General features: G+C 54.2%; 15 protein-coding genes. 6 read left to right on the top strand and 9 right to left on the bottom strand.

The features are described from left to right. Positions 1–38 precede the first annotated feature (38 nt). A complete protein-coding gene (locus CAP48_RS02410) occupies positions 39–1,034 on the top strand; it encodes an aldehyde dehydrogenase family protein (RefSeq protein WP_100694405.1) in 996 nt (331 codons plus the stop codon). Here CAP48_RS02410 and CAP48_RS02405 read toward each other — a convergent pair. Genes CAP48_RS02405 through CAP48_RS02385 form a run of 5 tightly spaced genes read right to left on the bottom strand, consistent with a single transcriptional unit; the run spans position 1,025 to position 6,170 of the window. Further along, positions 1,025–2,167 carry a mandelate racemase/muconate lactonizing enzyme family protein gene (locus tag CAP48_RS02405; protein WP_100694404.1) on the bottom strand — a complete coding sequence of 381 codons (1,143 nt, stop codon included), beginning with the start codon at positions 2,165–2,167 and terminating at the stop codon, positions 1,025–1,027. The two genes, CAP48_RS02410 and CAP48_RS02405, sit on opposite strands and share 10 nt — an antisense overlap. A gap of 20 nt (positions 2,168–2,187) precedes the next feature. Beyond that, positions 2,188–3,147, bottom strand: a complete 960-nt coding sequence (locus CAP48_RS02400; RefSeq protein ID WP_100694403.1) for a D-isomer specific 2-hydroxyacid dehydrogenase family protein — start codon at positions 3,145–3,147, stop codon at positions 2,188–2,190. Beyond that, positions 3,140–4,045 carry a fumarylacetoacetate hydrolase family protein gene (locus CAP48_RS02395; RefSeq protein ID WP_242444295.1) on the bottom strand — a complete coding sequence of 302 codons (906 nt, stop codon included), beginning with the start codon at positions 4,043–4,045 and terminating at the stop codon, positions 3,140–3,142. Before CAP48_RS02395 ends, CAP48_RS02400 begins: the two co-directional genes overlap by 8 nt. 5 nt (positions 4,046–4,050) lie before the next feature. Next, positions 4,051–5,190, bottom strand: a complete 1,140-nt coding sequence (locus CAP48_RS02390) for a mandelate racemase/muconate lactonizing enzyme family protein (RefSeq protein ID WP_100694402.1) — start codon at positions 5,188–5,190, stop codon at positions 4,051–4,053. Further along, on the bottom strand, positions 5,187–6,170 hold the full coding sequence (locus tag CAP48_RS02385) for a tripartite tricarboxylate transporter substrate binding protein (protein WP_100694401.1): 984 nt from the start codon (positions 6,168–6,170) through the stop codon (positions 5,187–5,189). Before CAP48_RS02385 ends, CAP48_RS02390 begins: the two co-directional genes overlap by 4 nt. A 151-nt stretch (positions 6,171–6,321) precedes the next feature. On the opposite strand from CAP48_RS02385, the gene CAP48_RS02380 reads away from it, so the two are divergent. Beyond that, entirely contained in the window at positions 6,322–7,008 is a 687-nt protein-coding gene (locus CAP48_RS02380) for a GntR family transcriptional regulator (protein ID WP_100694400.1), read from the top strand. Positions 7,009–7,196: 188 nt separating this feature from the next. On the opposite strand, the gene CAP48_RS02375 is transcribed toward CAP48_RS02380, so the two are convergent. Beyond that, a complete protein-coding gene (locus tag CAP48_RS02375; RefSeq protein ID WP_192871263.1) occupies positions 7,197–8,117 on the bottom strand; it encodes a LysR family transcriptional regulator in 921 nt (306 codons plus the stop codon). A gap of 122 nt (positions 8,118–8,239) precedes the next feature. On the opposite strand from CAP48_RS02375, the gene CAP48_RS02370 reads away from it, so the two are divergent. The 4 genes from CAP48_RS02370 (at position 8,240) to CAP48_RS02355 (ending at position 12,063) form a co-directional block, all read left to right on the top strand. Further along, positions 8,240–9,220: a tripartite tricarboxylate transporter substrate binding protein gene (locus tag CAP48_RS02370; protein ID WP_100694398.1), complete on the top strand. Its 981-nt coding sequence runs from the start codon at positions 8,240–8,242 to the stop codon at positions 9,218–9,220. 12 nt (positions 9,221–9,232) lie between these two features. Continuing rightward, positions 9,233–10,489 (top strand): CaiB/BaiF CoA-transferase family protein, encoded by a 1,257-nt coding sequence (locus CAP48_RS02365; RefSeq protein ID WP_100694397.1) that lies wholly within the window; start codon positions 9,233–9,235, stop codon positions 10,487–10,489. Positions 10,490–10,514: 25 nt separating this feature from the next. Next, positions 10,515–11,435 carry an SDR family NAD(P)-dependent oxidoreductase gene (locus CAP48_RS02360; protein ID WP_100694396.1) on the top strand — a complete coding sequence of 307 codons (921 nt, stop codon included), beginning with the start codon at positions 10,515–10,517 and terminating at the stop codon, positions 11,433–11,435. Between the two features lie 118 nt (positions 11,436–11,553). After that, positions 11,554–12,063, top strand: coding sequence for a MaoC family dehydratase (locus CAP48_RS02355; protein WP_242444294.1), 510 nt, complete (start codon positions 11,554–11,556; stop codon positions 12,061–12,063). Between the two features lie 346 nt (positions 12,064–12,409). Here the strand turns inward: CAP48_RS02355 and CAP48_RS02350 are convergent, their stop codons facing one another. From CAP48_RS02350 to CAP48_RS02340, 3 genes are read right to left on the bottom strand one after another with little or no spacing between them, the layout of a single operon-like run. Continuing rightward, the gene (locus tag CAP48_RS02350; protein WP_161495179.1) at positions 12,410–14,605 is read right to left on the bottom strand and encodes an acetate--CoA ligase family protein; all 2,196 of its coding nucleotides are present in this window, start codon (positions 14,603–14,605) and stop codon (positions 12,410–12,412) included. Between the two features lie 36 nt (positions 14,606–14,641). Further along, positions 14,642–16,174 carry an acyl-CoA carboxylase subunit beta gene (locus CAP48_RS02345; protein ID WP_100694394.1) on the bottom strand — a complete coding sequence of 511 codons (1,533 nt, stop codon included), beginning with the start codon at positions 16,172–16,174 and terminating at the stop codon, positions 14,642–14,644. Between the two features lie 13 nt (positions 16,175–16,187). Then, on the bottom strand, positions 16,188–17,288 hold the full coding sequence (locus tag CAP48_RS02340) for an enolase C-terminal domain-like protein (RefSeq protein WP_100694393.1): 1,101 nt from the start codon (positions 17,286–17,288) through the stop codon (positions 16,188–16,190). Between the last annotated feature and the right edge of the window lie 30 nt (positions 17,289–17,318).

Here is a 17,318-nt window from a genome sequence, read left to right as displayed (position 1 = left end):
TCCGGGCTTCTCCGGTAAACAAGCGATAGGGTTCGTATATGATTCAGTATAGAAATTTGATCGGCGGCGGGCTTGAAACCGCTGACGCAACCATACAGGTTATCAGTCCGGCAGACAGGAAAACAATTGCCCATGTTCCTGATTTGTCTCCAGCTCAGCTTGACCAAACTGTGGTCGCTGCCACAACGGCCTTTACAAGCTGGAGCGAAACAGCCCTGAAACACAGGCAGACTTTGCTGGGCCGGCTGTCCAAAGCCATTATGGAAAATAAAAAGGAACTGACGACCTTGCTTACCTCCGAACAGGGAAAGCCGCTGACCAGTGCACAGGGAGAGATTCAGCGTTGCGCCGACTGGCTCTCCTACTTCTCCGAAATACCGAAGCTGCACGGGCTGATGGAACGCAAGATCAATGACCATGCGATCGCCATTAAAGTGCCGCTTGGCGTCGTGGCTGCCATCGTGCCCTGGAATTTTCCCATGTCACTTGCAATCTGGAAGGTTGCCCCCGCCATCCTCATGGGCAACACCGTCATCTGGAAACCTTCGCCCTTCACGCCATTGACTTCGCTGCGCCTAGGGGAAATCATAAAAGATATCGTACCCGCGGGTGTCATTAACATCATTACGGGCGGTGACAAGCTTGCCCGGGCACTGACGGCGCACCCGCTCATTAATAAAATCGCGTTTACCGGCTCAACACAAACCGGTAAAGCGATCATGACCACAGCAGCCCAGTCGATCAAGCGTATCACACTGGAGCTGGGTGGCAATGACCCGGCCATCGTCATGGATGACGCTGATCTGGAAAAACATATACCCGGCATATTCTGGGGTGCTTTCGCCAACAACGCGCAATTTTGCGTAGCCATAAAGCGCCTGTATATTCACGAAAAAATCAGGAACCAATTTCTTGAACGCTTTATCGAATACGGCCGAAATATCATTGTCGGTGACGGGTTAAACCCCGAAGTCGGTATTGGGCCTATTCTCTTGCTTTCGTCAAGTCCCGGCATTCACGCGATCTACACATAACACGGCCCGTCGATCAGTGGATGGGCTGCAACAAACTTTTCGTCTATAGTCAGTCCAATGCCTACGCCATCGCCGACAGTCACACAGCCGTCGGCATCAAGTACATAGGGGAGGTTGTCCGTTAATTGATCCCGGAAAGGGTTATAGGCAGTAAGATCCGCTTCAAAATAGCCAGGATTGTCGATCGCGCACAAATAGCTGATTGAAGTGGCCATGTTGATGGCCGTCGCGGAGGTATGGGGATTCACGCTTAGCCGGTGACAACTGGCCATCGCGGCTATTTTTAATGATTCGGTGATCCCGCCGGCTTTGGACAGATCCGGTTGCACAAACCCCAGCGCCTGAGCCTCAAGTATTGGTTCAAACTCATAACGGGTGTAGTGATTTTCACCAGCGGCCAGCGGAGTCCGTCCAAGTCGCGACGCGCGGCGGTATAACCCAAGATCGTGAGCCGGGAACGGCTCTTCAAGCCAGCCTACCTTAAGGTCGTCATAGAAAGGCAAGATGCGTCGTACGTCGTCCAGGGTGTAATTGGTATTGGCGTCCACCAATATATCAATTTGATCACCAACGCCCTTGCGCACTGCAGTCACGCGGGCAATATCGCGTTCAATGTTGTCTCCTACGCGAAGCTTCAATGCCCGGTAACCCTGGCTGACATAGCCCGCGGCCTCATCCGCCAGCGCCTCGGGAGCTTGCCAGCCCAGCGATATGCCCCCCGCGTACGCCTTGATGGGTTTTCGTTTACCGCCGATAAGTGTATGCAGAGGTAATCCTGCAACCTGACAGCGAATATCCCATAGCGCCAGATCAAGACCGCTCAGCGCCAGCGCTGCAGCGGCCCCCATGCCGTGGCTGGATATTTGCATTTTATACACTTTTGACCATATCCCCGAAACATCCATCGGATCCATATCCACCACCAGCTCGGCCAGCGTGGTGTCAATGAGTCGGGCGATGGCGCCGGGGCATCGACCATGATGCGCTTCGCCCCATCCTGTTAGTCCTTCGTCTGTTTGTACGCGCAGCAGCACGGCATCGCGTTTTACACTTTTGCCGATACCTAAGCGCACAGACTTGTCTTCAGGAACCGGAAAGGAAATAGGATGGGCTTGAATACTGGAAATTTTCATCTCGAACCTTTGTCAATGGATTACTCGTAGATTTCTGGATTAACCAGATTGGTAAACCGATGCCCTTGCAACAAGCGCAGGACTTCGTCAACCGACCCCTGGCTCATTCTTTTCATGCTGGCTGTTGTCATGCCGGCGATATGAGGGGTTAGATACAAATTCTTCTGTTCGGCGGGGTACATACCAGGCTTAACGGGTTGCACATCGTGCACATCCAGCACAGCGGCGGCGATTCTCCCCTCGCGTAATGCATCGATTAACGCTGTCGTATTAATGACCGGCCCACGGGACACATTAATTATTATGGCGGACGTTTTCATGCTGTTGAACGCTGCCGTATCGGCCAGCCCGATCGTGTCCGCATTCAGGGGACACGATAGAACGACAATATCGGCCTGCGAAAAAAGTGCCTTTTTGTCAGCATACTCAACCCCCTCAGGCAAGCTCTCCCGGCGTCTGGACAGGCCGATCACTTTCATTCCAAGCGCTGCCGCTACCTTGGCCAGCGCCCCTCCGATTGCGCCAACGCCCACAATTCCCAGCGTAAGCCCGCCCAGTTCGCCCATCTGGTCCCCCAATGCCCGCCTGGAATGCCAGTCGGACCCGCTGCTATCGATACGTTGTATGTCGACCTGACGCCGGACCAGCAACATGGCGGCAATGCAATACTCAACGACGGAGCTGGTGTTGCATCCGGGAATATTGGCCACGGGTATTTTATTAGCGCTCGCACTTTCCATCGGAATCATGTCCAGGCCCACGCCATGCCTGACGACCCCTTTCAGCCTGGTCTGATGATCAAAAATATCATCGGGAAGCTTGGCGCGCACAATCAGTGCGTCTGCGTCTACAACAAGGCGACGCAGGGTATCTGGATCCGTTTGTGGGGCAACAATGACGTTGGCGTGCTGCTGCAGCCGCTGCGCTTCCTCGGCCAGAATGTCGTTTGTCAATAACACAGTGTATTTATTCTCAGACATGGTTATGTTCTCTTTCTACTTTGTTGTGCAACACGCCCAACTTTTCAATGCCGATGGACAAGGACATGCCCGGAACCAGCCATGCGGGCGGTTCATGATTGGCAGCTACCCCTGCTGGCGTGCCCGTAGCGATGATATCGCCAGGCTCCAAAGGCATTTGCGCTGAAATATACTCAATAAGCGCATCAATGCGAAACAGCATCTGGCTGGTACTTGAATCCTGCAGGCGCACGCCATCGGCATCAAGCGTGATTGCCAGATCATGCGGATCGACAATGGCTTCGGCCGAAAGTATCCACGGCCCCATCGGCCCGGATGTCTTCTGGTTCTTGCCTCGCACGAACCCACCATCATGCTTCACATAATTGGTCACACTAACATCGTTAAAAATGGTATAGCCGCTGATATAATCTGCGACTTCGCTGCGCTTTATTTTCAATGCCTGTTTGCCAATAACCACAGCCAGCTCTGCTTCATAGGTCACCTGGTTGGACGGGTTGATCCGGATCCTACCTTCCGGCCCGATAATCGTGCTGGCCGACTTGATAAAGATGACCGGCGCCGTCGGCGGTGTACGCTTGGTTTGCAGCAAACCGTCACGATAGTTGAACGCAGCCCCCACAATCTTTCCAGGATTGGGTAGCGGGGCCAGGATCGTCACCACTGACAGAGGTATCAGACACTGATCGTCGATCGCCTGGGAAGATAGCCCGCACGCCAGCGCCTGCAGACCATAGCCGACCCAGTCAAACATAGTCGGTTGCAGTCCCTGCAATACGGCAGGCCTGAGTGGATGCGCCCCATCCACAACGTAGTCAACTGCGTCTTCATCCTGCCCCCGTGTTGTGACGACACCAGCGCGGCTAAAACCCGCGTGCTCAAATGTGATAAACCGCATGCTGTTCAGACCGCATATTTTTTAAGAATGCTACGGTCAATCTCTATGCCAAGACCGGGTTTGGTCGGGACAGGCACCGAGCCGTTAAGCAAGACGATGGGTTCCTTAGCGAGTTGGTCCCTGAACGGGTTCTCGCATTGCTCGAATTCGAAAAGCGGAGGCATTGGCCTGAAGCTGGGAGGCTGATCGGGCAGTGCCGCTATAAAGTGCAGCGTTGCCGCAACGCCGATGACCGACCCCCATGCATGGGGCACGCACTCTACGCCATGGGCGGTGGCCAGAGCGGCGATTTTCCTGCACTCGCTGAAACCCCCGGCGGCGCATATGTCGGGCTGGATGATATCCATTGCCTTGCGACTGACGATATCCCGGAATCCCCAGCGCGTGTACTCATTCTCGCCACCGGCCACGGCCATATCCAGCGCCTGGGTCACCTGGACATAGCCGTCAAGGTCTTCGGGAGAAATGGGTTCTTCAAACCATTCCACGTCCAGTTTCTCCAGCTCCCGTCCCAGCCTGATCGCAGCGGGTACAGTGAAACAGTGGTTGGCATCAACCATTAACCGAATGTCGTCGCCAATCGCCTTACGTACCGCTTCAACTCGCGCCAGATCAAGCTTGGGCGAGCCAAGGCCGATTTTCATCTTGATAGCAGAAAATCCACCATGCTTATACTCCAGGGCTTCCTCAACCGCCTCTTCAATCAGTCGGTCCATATCGATAAAATACAGTCCGGTGGCATAAGCCGTCACCGTGTCGCGGAACGCGCCGCCGATCAGTTTATGTACCGGCTTGCCGCAGGTTTTACCGATAATGTCCCACAGCGCAATATCGATACCGCTCATCGCCGCAATTGCCATCCCTTTGGCGCCATAGTCTTTGATTCGGTTATAGAGGTCTTCCCATATCACTTCGACGTCAAATGCATCGCGGCCGATAATACGCGGCGCAAATTGCGTATCAATAAAACTGCGCGCGACCTGCGAGGGTCCATAGCATTCACCCCAACCGACCGTGCCGTCCTGCGTTTCTATCTCGACAATGCACGAGCCGCGCGTTTTATAAAGCCAGCCGCGCGACGATGTAAAAGGCCGTTCGATCGGCGCACTGACAACATGGCAAGTTACTTTTTTGATTACACTCATTTCTTGTCTTCCGCTTTGTTAAACACTTTTTCGCTGACGCTATCCAACGTCTTCTGGACTGCATTGATTTCCCGGGTGAGGTCATCGCCCTTGAGCGGGCTGATGATGACGCCATTCTGATCGGCAAAAGACTTGAACTGGTCGCTTTCTATTGCCTTGGAGAATAATTCAATGAGTCGTGTACGAACTGGCTCCGGGGTTTTGGCCGGGGCAACGATATATGCCATTTGCACTAACGGCCCGTAAGGAAAGACGTCATATCCCAGTTCCTTGAAGGTAGGTACGTCGGGCATGATACCCAGCCGCTCATTGGCAAATACGGCAATCGGCTTGACTTTTCCGGCGTCAATCTGCGGCTTGCTCTCTGATGGTTTCAGCACCGCTGCCGAGATCTGTTTACCGGCCAGATCTGCAATGACCTTGGCGCCACCGGTGTAAGGCACATTGATGTACGGCGCCCCGGCCGCCCGCGCTGTCATTTGTGCAAATATATGATTCAAATTATGAGAGCCGGGGGTCCCGATAGACACTTGCCCCGGGTTCTTCTTTACGTGGGCCAGAAAGGCCTTCAAATCTTGCGGCCCGCTGTCGGTCGGTACCAGAAGCATCAAGGGATCCACCGAGACTCTTGCAATGGGAACAAACTGATCATTGGTCAGCGTCGTCAGTTTCTGCGATATCTGGGCAAGCGTCGAGCTTGTGCCCATGCCAACCATATAGCCGTCGGGTGCCGCCCGGGCAACTTTGCTCATTCCGATGGACCCGGTCGCGCCGGGTACGTTTTCCACAATCAAGTTCACCCCGGACTGATCGGCAACGATTTTTTGCAATTGTCTCGCAGCAATATCATTTGATCCGCCCGCATTCCACGGAATGACGAACTGTATATCTTTCTCGGGGAAGCCTTCGGCTGCAACAGAAGGGATAGGCATCGCGGCAACGGCCAACAACATCCAAGCCGCAAAATTTATTCGTTTCATAAGTTGTCTCCAGAAAGAGTGGATTGTTGTGATTCATTTCCACATTTCTGAATTCTATCGAAGTTTGTTATAACAAACAACAAATAAATTAAATGTTTTTGTTCTTAAATCGGTTAACATTGCAGCAACCTTTTAATCACGTCTCGTTACTATGTTTGCTCCGCTCTTGCCGCTTGAGAAAAATAATTTATCCGATCTTGCTTATCTCGCTATGAAAAATGCATTGCTTTCTGGTGCGTTCAAGCCTGGAGAGCGGCTTATTCTGAGAGATGTGGCAGGCAAGCTGGGAATCAGTCTTACGCCTGTGAGAGATGCGGTAAATCACCTGATAGCCGAACGCGTCCTTGATCGCGGCCCCGGAGGACAAAAGGGAGGAGCTTCCGTCCCTCAGCTCAACAGTGATCAAATTAGGCAGCTTATGTTTTTGCGTGCGGAGCTCGAGTCAAAGCTGGCCTATGCCGCCGTTGCTCATATCAAGGACAGCGATATTGGAAGGCTTGAAGGTATTGTGAACCAAATGGGCAAATGCATTGATAGCGACAGTAAAAGCAAATATCTCGAATTGCATCGGAGTTTTCACTTTTCGCTGTACGAGCATGCCCAGATGGACGTAGTGCAGGACATAACCGAAATCCTTTGGTTGCGCTGCGGTCCAGCACTCAATGCCGTGTTGCCCGATTACGTTCCTAATCTGAAACAGCAGGACCATCACCGGGCTGCTCTCGGTTTTCTGAAGAAACGCGATGCCGAACACGTTTCCCAAAGCATTAGAATGGATATTACTGAAGCGGGTAACTATATATATCAGCAGCACACTGCAAAAATCGCAAAAAAATAACACGGTAACCTCGCCGGTGCTCGTGAGCCACACTCATTGAAGACCTTTCTTCTTTATTATTCGATGCTGGCCAAGCCGGCCTGTTGACCACATTGGTGTCCTGAACATTGAATCGATCTGGAGCGGTGAACCCACTGCTGACTGTGTGGGCAATAGGCCTGAATATTTATTGCGTTTTCACGGCTTAACTACAAAGCCAGCGCCGCTTTCAACAAAGCCACCCGGGGGTTTGCCGAGCCTGAGCGACAGATCAGTGCCACGGCGCTCGAATGCGGTTCGGGCACCACGCGCAGCTGCCTGACAGGGCCTGCCTGCAGGGTGCCATGAAGAAGCGCAACATCGGGCACGATACCAATGCCCAAGCCCGCAGCGACAAATTGCAGACTGGTGGTCGGGCTGGTCGATTCGATCACCGGCAAAGGCGCAGGTACGCCGGCGTGGGTAAAACAATCTTCGATCAGCTTACGTCCCATTGAGCCTTCAGCAGGCATCACCCATTGTTCCTTTGCCAAACGGTCCCAGCCCACGCGTCGCGAACGGACCAGTGGATGTCCCACGGATGCCACCACGGCGAACTGCACCTCGAACAGTTTAATGTATTCGAATGCACCTGCTTCGCTGGCCAGCATTTGCTGCGGGAAGGTGGTGATGAGCGCATCCAATTCCCCTTGCCGAAGTGCGCCGATCAAGGCCGGCACTCTTTCTTCAAGCAATTGCACCCGCACGGGCGCTTCCCCTTGCACCAGCTTTGCAATCACGTTGGGCAGATACGTCTGCGCCACGAAGGGCGGCGCGCCGATGCGAATTTTGGTTGCAAAGTGATCGGCCGAGATGGCCTCTGTACGAAGATGAGAGAGCTCATGCAAAAACATCGTTGCGCCACGCAGCACCACTTCGCCCTGCGCTGTTGGCGTCAATCCCCGTGCGCTGCGGCAGAACAGGGCAAAGCCAAAGGCGCTCTCGATTTCCGTTAACGCCTTGCTCAAGGCCGGTTGCGTCAGACTCAGCGCCTGCGCTGCGGCGCGCAGACTGCCCCGGTTTTGTACTTCTGTAAGCAGACGAAGGTGCCGAAAGCGCAGCTTGGCAACCAAATGGTCAGGTTCGATCACGTTTATTATCCAAAGATATCATCTAAAAGCATAAAACATAAAGTTATCGCTATATGAAAATATATCACTTTTTCTATTCACTGCGATCGTCTACTCTTGATGCATTATAAGGAGAGACAATCATGCATCGCCGAAAATTTTGCCTTGGCGCCCTGGGCGCGGGTGTGTTGGTGAAGACCGGAACATCGCAGGCAGCGCCAACCTATCCTTCAAGAGCAGTACGTGTCGTAGTCCCGTATGCGGCCGGTGGCGGGCCGGACATCATGATGCGGCAGTTCGGACCGGTCTTAAGCAACACGCTGGGACAACCCGTCGTCGTGGAAAATAAGGTGGGGGCCGGCGGTGTACTGGCCGCCCAGTATGTGGCTCATGCGCCCCCGGATGGCTACACGGTGCTGATGGGCTCCAATTCACACCTGATTCAGAAGATATTGCAGCCCAAACTGAACTTCGATCCCGTTAATGATTTCAACCCGGTCACGATTATTGGCACGTCTCCCAGCGTGCTGGTTGTGGCTGCCGACTCGGCCTACCGTACCGTGCAGGACCTGATTACGGCGTTAACGGCCAATCCGGGGAAAATGAATTATGGTTCCGGCGGCGTGGGTTCTGCAGCCCATCTTGGCGGCGCCACTTTCGTGTCTTTGCTCAAGGCGAAGGCGACGCACGTGCCATTCAAAGGATCAGTGGAAATTCCGCTGTCGCTGCTGCGCGGCGATACGGAATTTGCATTCACCATCGCAGGAACAGCCATTCCGCAGACCCAGGGTGGCAAGCTGCGTGCGCTGGCTGTAACCAGTCGCGAGCCGCTGGCCGAGCTCCCCGGGGTTCCCACACTGCATGATGTCTTACATAGTGAGTTGGCCATTCAGGAATTCTGGTTTGATTTCTGGCTGCCCAAAAACGCGCCGGGGCAAGTTGTCGATACGCTTTACAGAGCGACTACGAAGGCGCTGGCCGATGAGTCCGTCAGGCGCCAGTTTGCAGCAGGCGGGATTAACGTGGTCCAAAGCGCCAGCCCGCAAGCCGATGCCGCATTTGTGCGCAGCGAATATCAGAAATGGGTCAACATCATCAAACTTGCCGGCGTTACCGTCGGCTGACCGGAGTCAACCATGTCCAAACCGCTAGAAGGCGTCCGTGTGCTGGATCTGTCGCACGTCATTGCCGGCCCCCTTGCTTCGTTTTATCTGGCGCAGCTGGGCGCAGAAGTCATCAAGGTGGAACCACCGCTGGCCGGTGAAGTACTGCGCTCAATGAAGGATGCGACGGACACCGACACGCCCACCGGGTTTGCCGCTATCAACGCCGGCAAGCAATCGCTGGCGCTGGACATCCGGACACAACAGGGCGCCGAACTGCTGCGCACACTGGCAGCATCGGCAGACGTCTTCATTGAAAATTTCCGTCCCGGCGTTGTCGCCCGGTATGGCCTGGATTATGCCAGCATCCGGCAAATCAGACCGGACATTGTCTACTGCTCCATCTCGGGTTTCGGGCAACAGGGTGCCTGGTCGCAGCGTGGTGCTTATGACCACGTCGTTCAGGCCCTGACCGGCATGATGATGATGTCCGGTGAAGGAGATGATGCTCCGCCCATCAAGGTTGGCTTTCCGGTTATTGATGTGGCCGTGGGTGTACTGGCAGCCCTGTCTATTGTCTCATCGCTGCACCGCCGAACGCGCGAAGGCCTGGGCCAGTACATCGACGCATCCATGGTCCAGGCCTCGCTAATGCTCATGTATCCTAACAGCTGCGCCTATCTGAGCGACGGCACACCCACGCGACGTGTGGGCAACCGCGGGTATACCGGCAGCCCCGCAGCCGATACATATCGATGTTCGGACGGCTGGCTGGCGGTTGCCGCCAATACCCCGGCTCAGTTTTGCAAACTCACTGCCGTAATCGGTGTTGAGGATCTGTGCCAGGATGCACGCGCGCTTGATCTGGCCGCCTTCAATGCCCCCAACGGATTTGTCGTTCCCAATGACGCGCAATATGTGACGGCCCGTCTGCAAGCGGCTTTCGCCACGCGCAGCGCCATGCAGCTGGAAGCACTGCTAAGCGAGGCAGGTGTTCCTGCTGCCAAAGTCAGAAAGCTCGAAGAATTTCTACACGAGGCAGATACCACCGACTGCGTCGATCTCCCAGACCATCGCTTCCATCAGGGCAACACCCAGGTGCGCACTCGGGGCATCGGCTTTGCTTTCGATCAGGATGGACAACCCACGGTTGACGGTGCCCCTGGCCTGGGCCAGAATACCTATTCGATACTGGCGCAGGCGGGACTGAGCGACGAGACCATCGCCCAGCTTGAGCGCGCCGGGATCATCCGGACTGACGCCGAAGCGGCGGCATCCATGACACCCTGACCTATTTACATAACACGGAGACCCCATGACATCACTTCTACACAACCGCATCGCTATTGTCACCGGTGCAGGCCGCGGTCTTGGTCGTTCCCATGCGCTTGAGCTTGCCCGCCACGGCGCCCGGGTTCTGGTCAATGATATGGGGGCCGAGCAGCCGGGATCTGACGCGCAGGCCGTTGTCCAGGCCATTGCCGCGGCCGGCGGCCAAGCCACCGCCCATGGCGCCGATGTCACTGACCCGCAGCAGGTCCACGCGATGGTGGAACACGCGATTGCACAGTGGGGTCGTGTCGATATTCTGGTGAATAATGCCGGTATCCTGCGTGACAAAAGCTTTGCCAAAATGACCCTGGAAGATTTCCGGCTGGTGCTGGAGGTGCATCTGATGGGATCGGTGCACTGCACTCACGCTGTGTGGAACAGGATGCGCGATCAGAACTATGGCCGTATCGTCATGACGACTTCCTCTTCGGGGCTTTACGGTAATTTCGGGCAGGCCAACTATGGCGCGGCCAAAATGGCACTGGTAGGCCTGATGCAAACACTGGCGCAGGAAGGCCAGCGGCATGATATACGTGTCAATTGCCTTGCGCCCACTGCGGCCACAGCCATGACCGAAGGTTTGCTGGAGCAGCAAACCCTGGACATGCTGTCGCCGGAATCGGTTAGCCCCGCGCTGGTTGCCCTTGTCGCAGAAAACGCCCCCAACCGCACCATTCTGATGGCGGGTGCAGGCAGCGTTGAACAGGCAAACATTACTATGACACATGGCATATATCTGAATGATAACGAACGCTCAGCCCAGGTATTGCTGGATCGGCTGGAAGACATTGCCGATCGTCAGAACGAAACGGTGCCCGCCACGGGATTTGACCAGCTACGCCACGAAACTGCCAAGGCGCAGGCCTATCATCAGACGCAGGAGCCGACTACACCCACTGCGTAGCCAGGCTCGCGCCTGCCTGACAGAAAAAACTAGCCATTGGTCCAGCCTGCGGAAAGCCTGACTGTCGCCCACGCCATCACCCGCGGGCCAACCATGGCGCCCTACTCACTTTATTCGTATGATGACAACCACTCCCTCCCGTGCTGGCCCCATACAACAATTTGATTGTGTTGCCGCGCTTACCCGATTTATCGGACAGCCGGCCATTGCATCGGCGCCGCTACTTATTGACCAAGAGATGATTAATCGATTTGCGCAGGTGACGCACGACAACCAGTGGATTCACACAGACCCGGCACGGGCGATGACGCAATCGCCATACCAGCACACCATTGCCCATGGTTTTCTCGTGCTCTCGCTGCTGACCTACTGGCAGAGAAGCTGCATCGCCTTTCCCGGCGCGGTCATGGCCTTGAACTACGGTTTTGACAAGATCCGCTTTACCGCAGCGGTAATGGCCGGATCCAGGGTATCGGCCAGGTTTGCGCTGAAACAGGTGACTGAAACAAAACCCGCGCATGCCCGCTGCACCTGGGAGGTCACGGTAACCGCCGACAATGCGTCGCGACCATCGGTGTATGCCGAGTGGCATATTCTGGTTCAGTATGAAGATGGGCAGGCGGGGTGATCGAAACCTGCCATTAGTATGTCCGCCAATACGGAAAGAGTCGCTTGCCCATTTTCGTCAATACCAATGCGAATTCTACGTCTATCATGTAATGAATTCGGTATGACAACAATAATTTTCCGATTATTGGGTCCTTAAATTTTTCACCAACAACATAGAACTCGTTGTCAGTGAAAAATTTTTAACAAAGGTATTTATTAAAAAATACACTTTCTTAACCCAAACCCTATATAGCGCTAACTTGCCATATTGACGATAGATTTCATAGTCGGGTGTGCCAACGGCGTTGATGTAGACAGACGAGCTATTCAAAATATCGCCATACCTATTGCCCTCGTTGGCACGCCTACTCGACTATCGCAGCTGCCCGGTTCTCTTCGAACGAACGACCCGCTCGCATCTGTTCGCGAGCGATGAGTCGTTCCTCCAGATTGCTCACCGCTCTCAGCACTCGTGCCATGTCGATGACTTCATCATAGACCGCAATGCCGGCTTGTCGCGCAATCTCAATATACTCGCTACGCATGGCGTCCAGTGCTTCAGACCGGTCACTTCTGAGAGCAAGCAGAAAATGAATATCGTCGCCGCGTTCCGACCGCACTTTTGTAATCACCGAAATGAGATTGGCCAGGGGGTTACTGGTCCCGCGACCAACAAAAGCCGCCAGATTCAGATGCATCGCGATCGCATGCGGTTGTGCCTTTTCATAGACAATATCCAGAATCTCTTTTGCGATGAATCCGTCCTTCTCTTGCAGACTCCTGACGGGCGTATCAATCGGATTCAGGACGCTTGTGCCGGGAGGAAATCCCAGTGCGTCCAAATCCTCGACTACGTTCGGCGCAAAGGGTGCGACATTCAGCCTGGAACGAGCAAAGGCGTCTGCACCAAGGACGCTGGACCCTCCTCCGTTACCGAACAGCGCTACATCCGTCGTAGGAGTCGTTTTTCGCAATGCAAGGAACTGCAACGCTAACAGCAGGTTAATGAATTCGTCTACAGTATCGACAAGTTCGACCATCGTCTGTTTCGCAAGCGCCTCCCATGCCTGCTGACCCGATGCCAAAGCGCCCGTATGAGATTGGGCAGCAAGCTGGCCCTGCTGTGTGGCGCCTCCACGAAGAATTACCACGGGTTTCGGGTTGGTCGTGGTGCGAAGCACTTCAAACAGCTCGCGACCGTTCTTGACGTCTTCGATATACATCCCTATTGCCTTGGTCGTGGGATCGGCAAGATAGTAATGAAGAAGCTCAACCGGTTTGACATCGACGCTATTGCCAATCGTTGCCAACCCGCTAAAGCGCAGGCCGCGCCACTGACCACGTTTGATAATGTCGGTGGAAAGGCCGCCCGACTGGGAGACGACGCCGATGGATCCGGCCTCGGTGGGCGCATCCTTTGGAAAGGTCAGTCGGCCTGCCGGAGAATAAGTTCCCAGGCAGTTTGGACCTAGCAAACGAATCCCAGCCTTGCGAGCCGTTTCGAGCAATTGAGCTTGTCCCCGTTTTCCCTGATCAGTGTCTTCAAAACCGGAACTGATGATCTGGACGTAACGGCATTTGCCCGGCGCAACGTCAATTGATGAACAGATACGCTCGGCACCGATGGCTACATAAGTGTAATCGACGTCTGTGGGCGCATCTGCAAGGCTGGAATACGCCTTGACTCCCTCGATCTCTTGCGCTTTGGGATGTATCGGGTAAATATCCCCGTCAAATCCGAACTCGCGCAGGCGGCGAATAAAGGTGTTGGCGATTGTGACGTCCTTTGTCGATGCCCCCAGAACGGCCACTGTCTTAGGAAAAAATAGCGGCCTGAAATCTTCCAGTATTTCCTGATCGCTGCGCTGCTCAGCGTGTGGTAGTGTCGCGCGGTCGGCTTTTCGGCAAATGAACCTGGCGTCTACCGCCACCAGCCTGTCACCTGTGTGAATCAGGGGATTAATATCAATTTCTTCGATATCTTCCTGGTGCGTCATGAACAAACCGGCATCACCGCCGATTTTTATCAGGGCCTGGACCAGCATCTCCCTATCGTAGGCGGCTCCGCCACGGAAACCATCAAAAAGCCTGGCGCTTTGCAGCTCATCTACCATATTGCGGGCGTCATCCTCCGATACCGGACATACACGAAACGTGACGTCCTTCAGAAGCTCAATGTATATTCCGCCGGCACCGAGCATGATGATTGGTCCAAATTGAGGATCGTAGAAGCCACCAATCGCGATCTCCAGGCCCGACGGCACCATTTCCTCGACCAGCCAGCCTTCGATCTGCGCCTCAACGATGGCGGGCAAGCGGCTCATGCGATCAATCGCTTCTGCCACCTGTTCCGCGGTCTGCAGGCCCAGCGTAACGCCTCCCGCATCGGATTTATGTAATATGTCGCGCGACACCACTTTGACCACATAAGGGGCCCGAAGGGTACTGACGCGCTTGCGGGCATCCTGGGCACTGTCTGCAACGAACGATTGCGGCGTATCAACGCCAAACTGCGCGAGAAGCTCCTTGCCGGCCTTCTCATTTAAACTTACTGGATTCACTAGCGCGCTCCTTAGTTTGTTAATAGCAGCGGACATTTAAAAGCTGGTCGGCCAACTGCGCATCATTCTTTCTCCGATGCCGCCGGACAGCCGGCGCTCTTGCACCTCAAGCATCTTGATCATGAATGACCGCGTCTCCTGCGGTTTTATGACATCGTGAGCCGAGAAAATCCGTGCCATGTCCCAAATTTCAAGATCTTTTTGGATATGCGCCAGCGCCTCTTCAAAGCCCTCGTCTTTAGCGGTCCGGTTATGAACAATATTGGTGGCGAAAACGGGATCCATGAAGCTGACTTCTGCCATGGGCCAGGCGACCATCGTATCGTTATGCGCCCCCCCGCCCATGGCCACGTAGGCTCGTCCATACGCCTTTCGGCATAACACCGTGATTTGCGGCACCGTAGTAAGGCAGGTCGCATTCATGAAGTTCATAATCTGGCCCGGTGCACCTTTGCGTTCCGCTTCCGTACCTACCACGAACCCCGGCGTGTCTACAAAACGGATCAGAGGTATATTGAAACTGTCACACAATACGGTGAAATCAATCGCCTTACGACACGCCTCTGCAGACAGCGCGCCCCCCCCCGTAAGCGGGTTATTGGCGATTACACCGACCACGCGACCGTCCAATCTGGCAAGGCTGGTCACCAGCGACTTGCCAAACCGCGCCTTCAACTCCATGATGCTGCCTTTGTCGAAAACGATCTCCAGGATCTTTTTCATGTTGTATACCTGAGTCCGACTCTCAGGCATAATATCCAGAATGGATTCTTGGTCAGAGACAGCGTCTTCGGCAACCGCTGTCCGTGGCGAGAGCGCTTTCGCGTTGGCGGGCATATAGGACAGAAATTTTCGAATCGCCATCATCGCTTCTTCATCACTATCGACGAAGTAATCAATGAGGCCTGTTTGCTCGGCATGTAGGCGCCACCCGCCCAACTCTTCCAAATCGACTTTCTCGCCGATCGCCATTGACACCAGGCGCGGGCTGGACACCGACATGATGGAGCCTTTCTTCATCACCGAAAAATCGGAACAGCAACAAAGCCATGCAGACGAACCAAAAGACGTATTGAGCGCTGCGGACGCCCAAGGGACGTCACGAATGCGTCGAAATTGCGTCGTATCATTCCCTAGCATCTGTCCCATGCCTTTTGATCCCATCGCGTCCGGCAGCCGAGCTCCTGTGGACTCTCCAATATGAACAAACGGGATTCCTCGCTCATTGCAGGTTTTACGAATGTATCCCATTTTTTTTGAATTTGTCGTACTGGTAGACGCACCCTTGGTGGTGAAATCATTGATCACGACGCCGGCATGCTGTCCATCGATCTTTCCGAACCCGACGATCTTGCCATCGCGGGGCGTCACATCTTTATCCAGCTCGAATGCTGAGGCGCCCAGCAGGCCAACCTCAAAAAAGCTTCCCGGATCAACCAGTTTATCCAAACGTTCCTGTGCGTTCAAATCTCCTGATTCGCGGCGTTTCTCAAGCTTTCGCTCGCCTCCCATTCCAGCGGCGGCATTGCGTCTTTTATCCAATTCGTCCATCAACTCACTATGCTTCATTTGTTTTAGTCCCTTAATATTCGATAATATGTTTTTCGATCGTGAGACGTTCGATCGCCTCTTGATCAAGTGTTGGCGTATAGCCGGCCTGCAAACGGATTTTTCCCTGGCTAAATGGCAGAGGGTTTTGAAACAACTTGTCCTTGTGCTTCAGAAATCCATTGAACTCTCCCTTGGTCCTGATAAGGCGTGCAGCGACTGCCGCTTCCATCCAGTTATTAATTTCGCTGCCTAATCCGTCGCCCAGGACCGCCAGCATGCCATGATCATGGACACTCCGGATGCCATCGGCCAAGGCCTGCAAACTGCCAAACCGTTTTAGTTTGACTTTGCAAAAACGCACGTTCTCAATAGCGGCGGCCCGCTCAATATCAGCAATACTGCATATGGGTTCATCAAGCATCAAAGGAACCGGGCTCTCTCGTGCTACCGCCGCATTATCTTCCCAGCTATCTGCGTCGCAGGGTTGTTCAAAAAGCTCCGCGCCGGCGTACCTGAGTCCTTGGGCAAACCGAATTGCATCTCGTCTGCAATAGCCTCGGTTTGCGTCCAGGCGAATGGTTGCGCGGCCAGCAAGCAACCGAAGCGTCGTATTGGCACGCTCAATGTCAGTCTCCACATCTTTGCCTACCTTTACCTTGAAGGTGGTGAATCCCTGCCCAAGCAATTGATTCACCTCGCGCTCTATCCCGGCCTCATCTATCGCATTGATCGGAACGATGAGCTCAAGTTCTGTGTTGCGCTCAATACTTAACCAATGACTTGTCTCTAGAGACTCAAGGGCTGTCATAAGCAGCGTTGTGGCGACCTTGTGCTGATCCAGGTTCGCCACGACATCGCTTCTGAACTGATCTATGCCCTGGTCTCGCAATTGGGCAAGGCGTTGTTGGCAATATGCCCATGCTCCGTCTCGGGTTTCGGCACTGGAGCCCGGCGATACGTGAGTATCGGAAAAAGACCGCCGACCATCCGCATGCTCAAGTTCCAGAAAAAACGGCTCAAATTCTGTAAAAGTGCGATATGAAAGCCGGTAAGGCTGATATAGCGGCAGCCGAAGCCATCGCAGGGTTGCTTTTGTTATTTCGCCCAATGCAATTCCTTTAGTGGTTGTCATTATTACCACTAAAGTTTAAACTAACATATG

The organism is Advenella sp. S44 (assembly GCF_002810445.1).
Lineage (GTDB): Bacteria > Pseudomonadota > Gammaproteobacteria > Burkholderiales > Burkholderiaceae_B > Advenella.
Note: the sequence above shows the minus strand (reverse complement) of the source record. Positions and strands in the feature narration are given on the sequence as shown.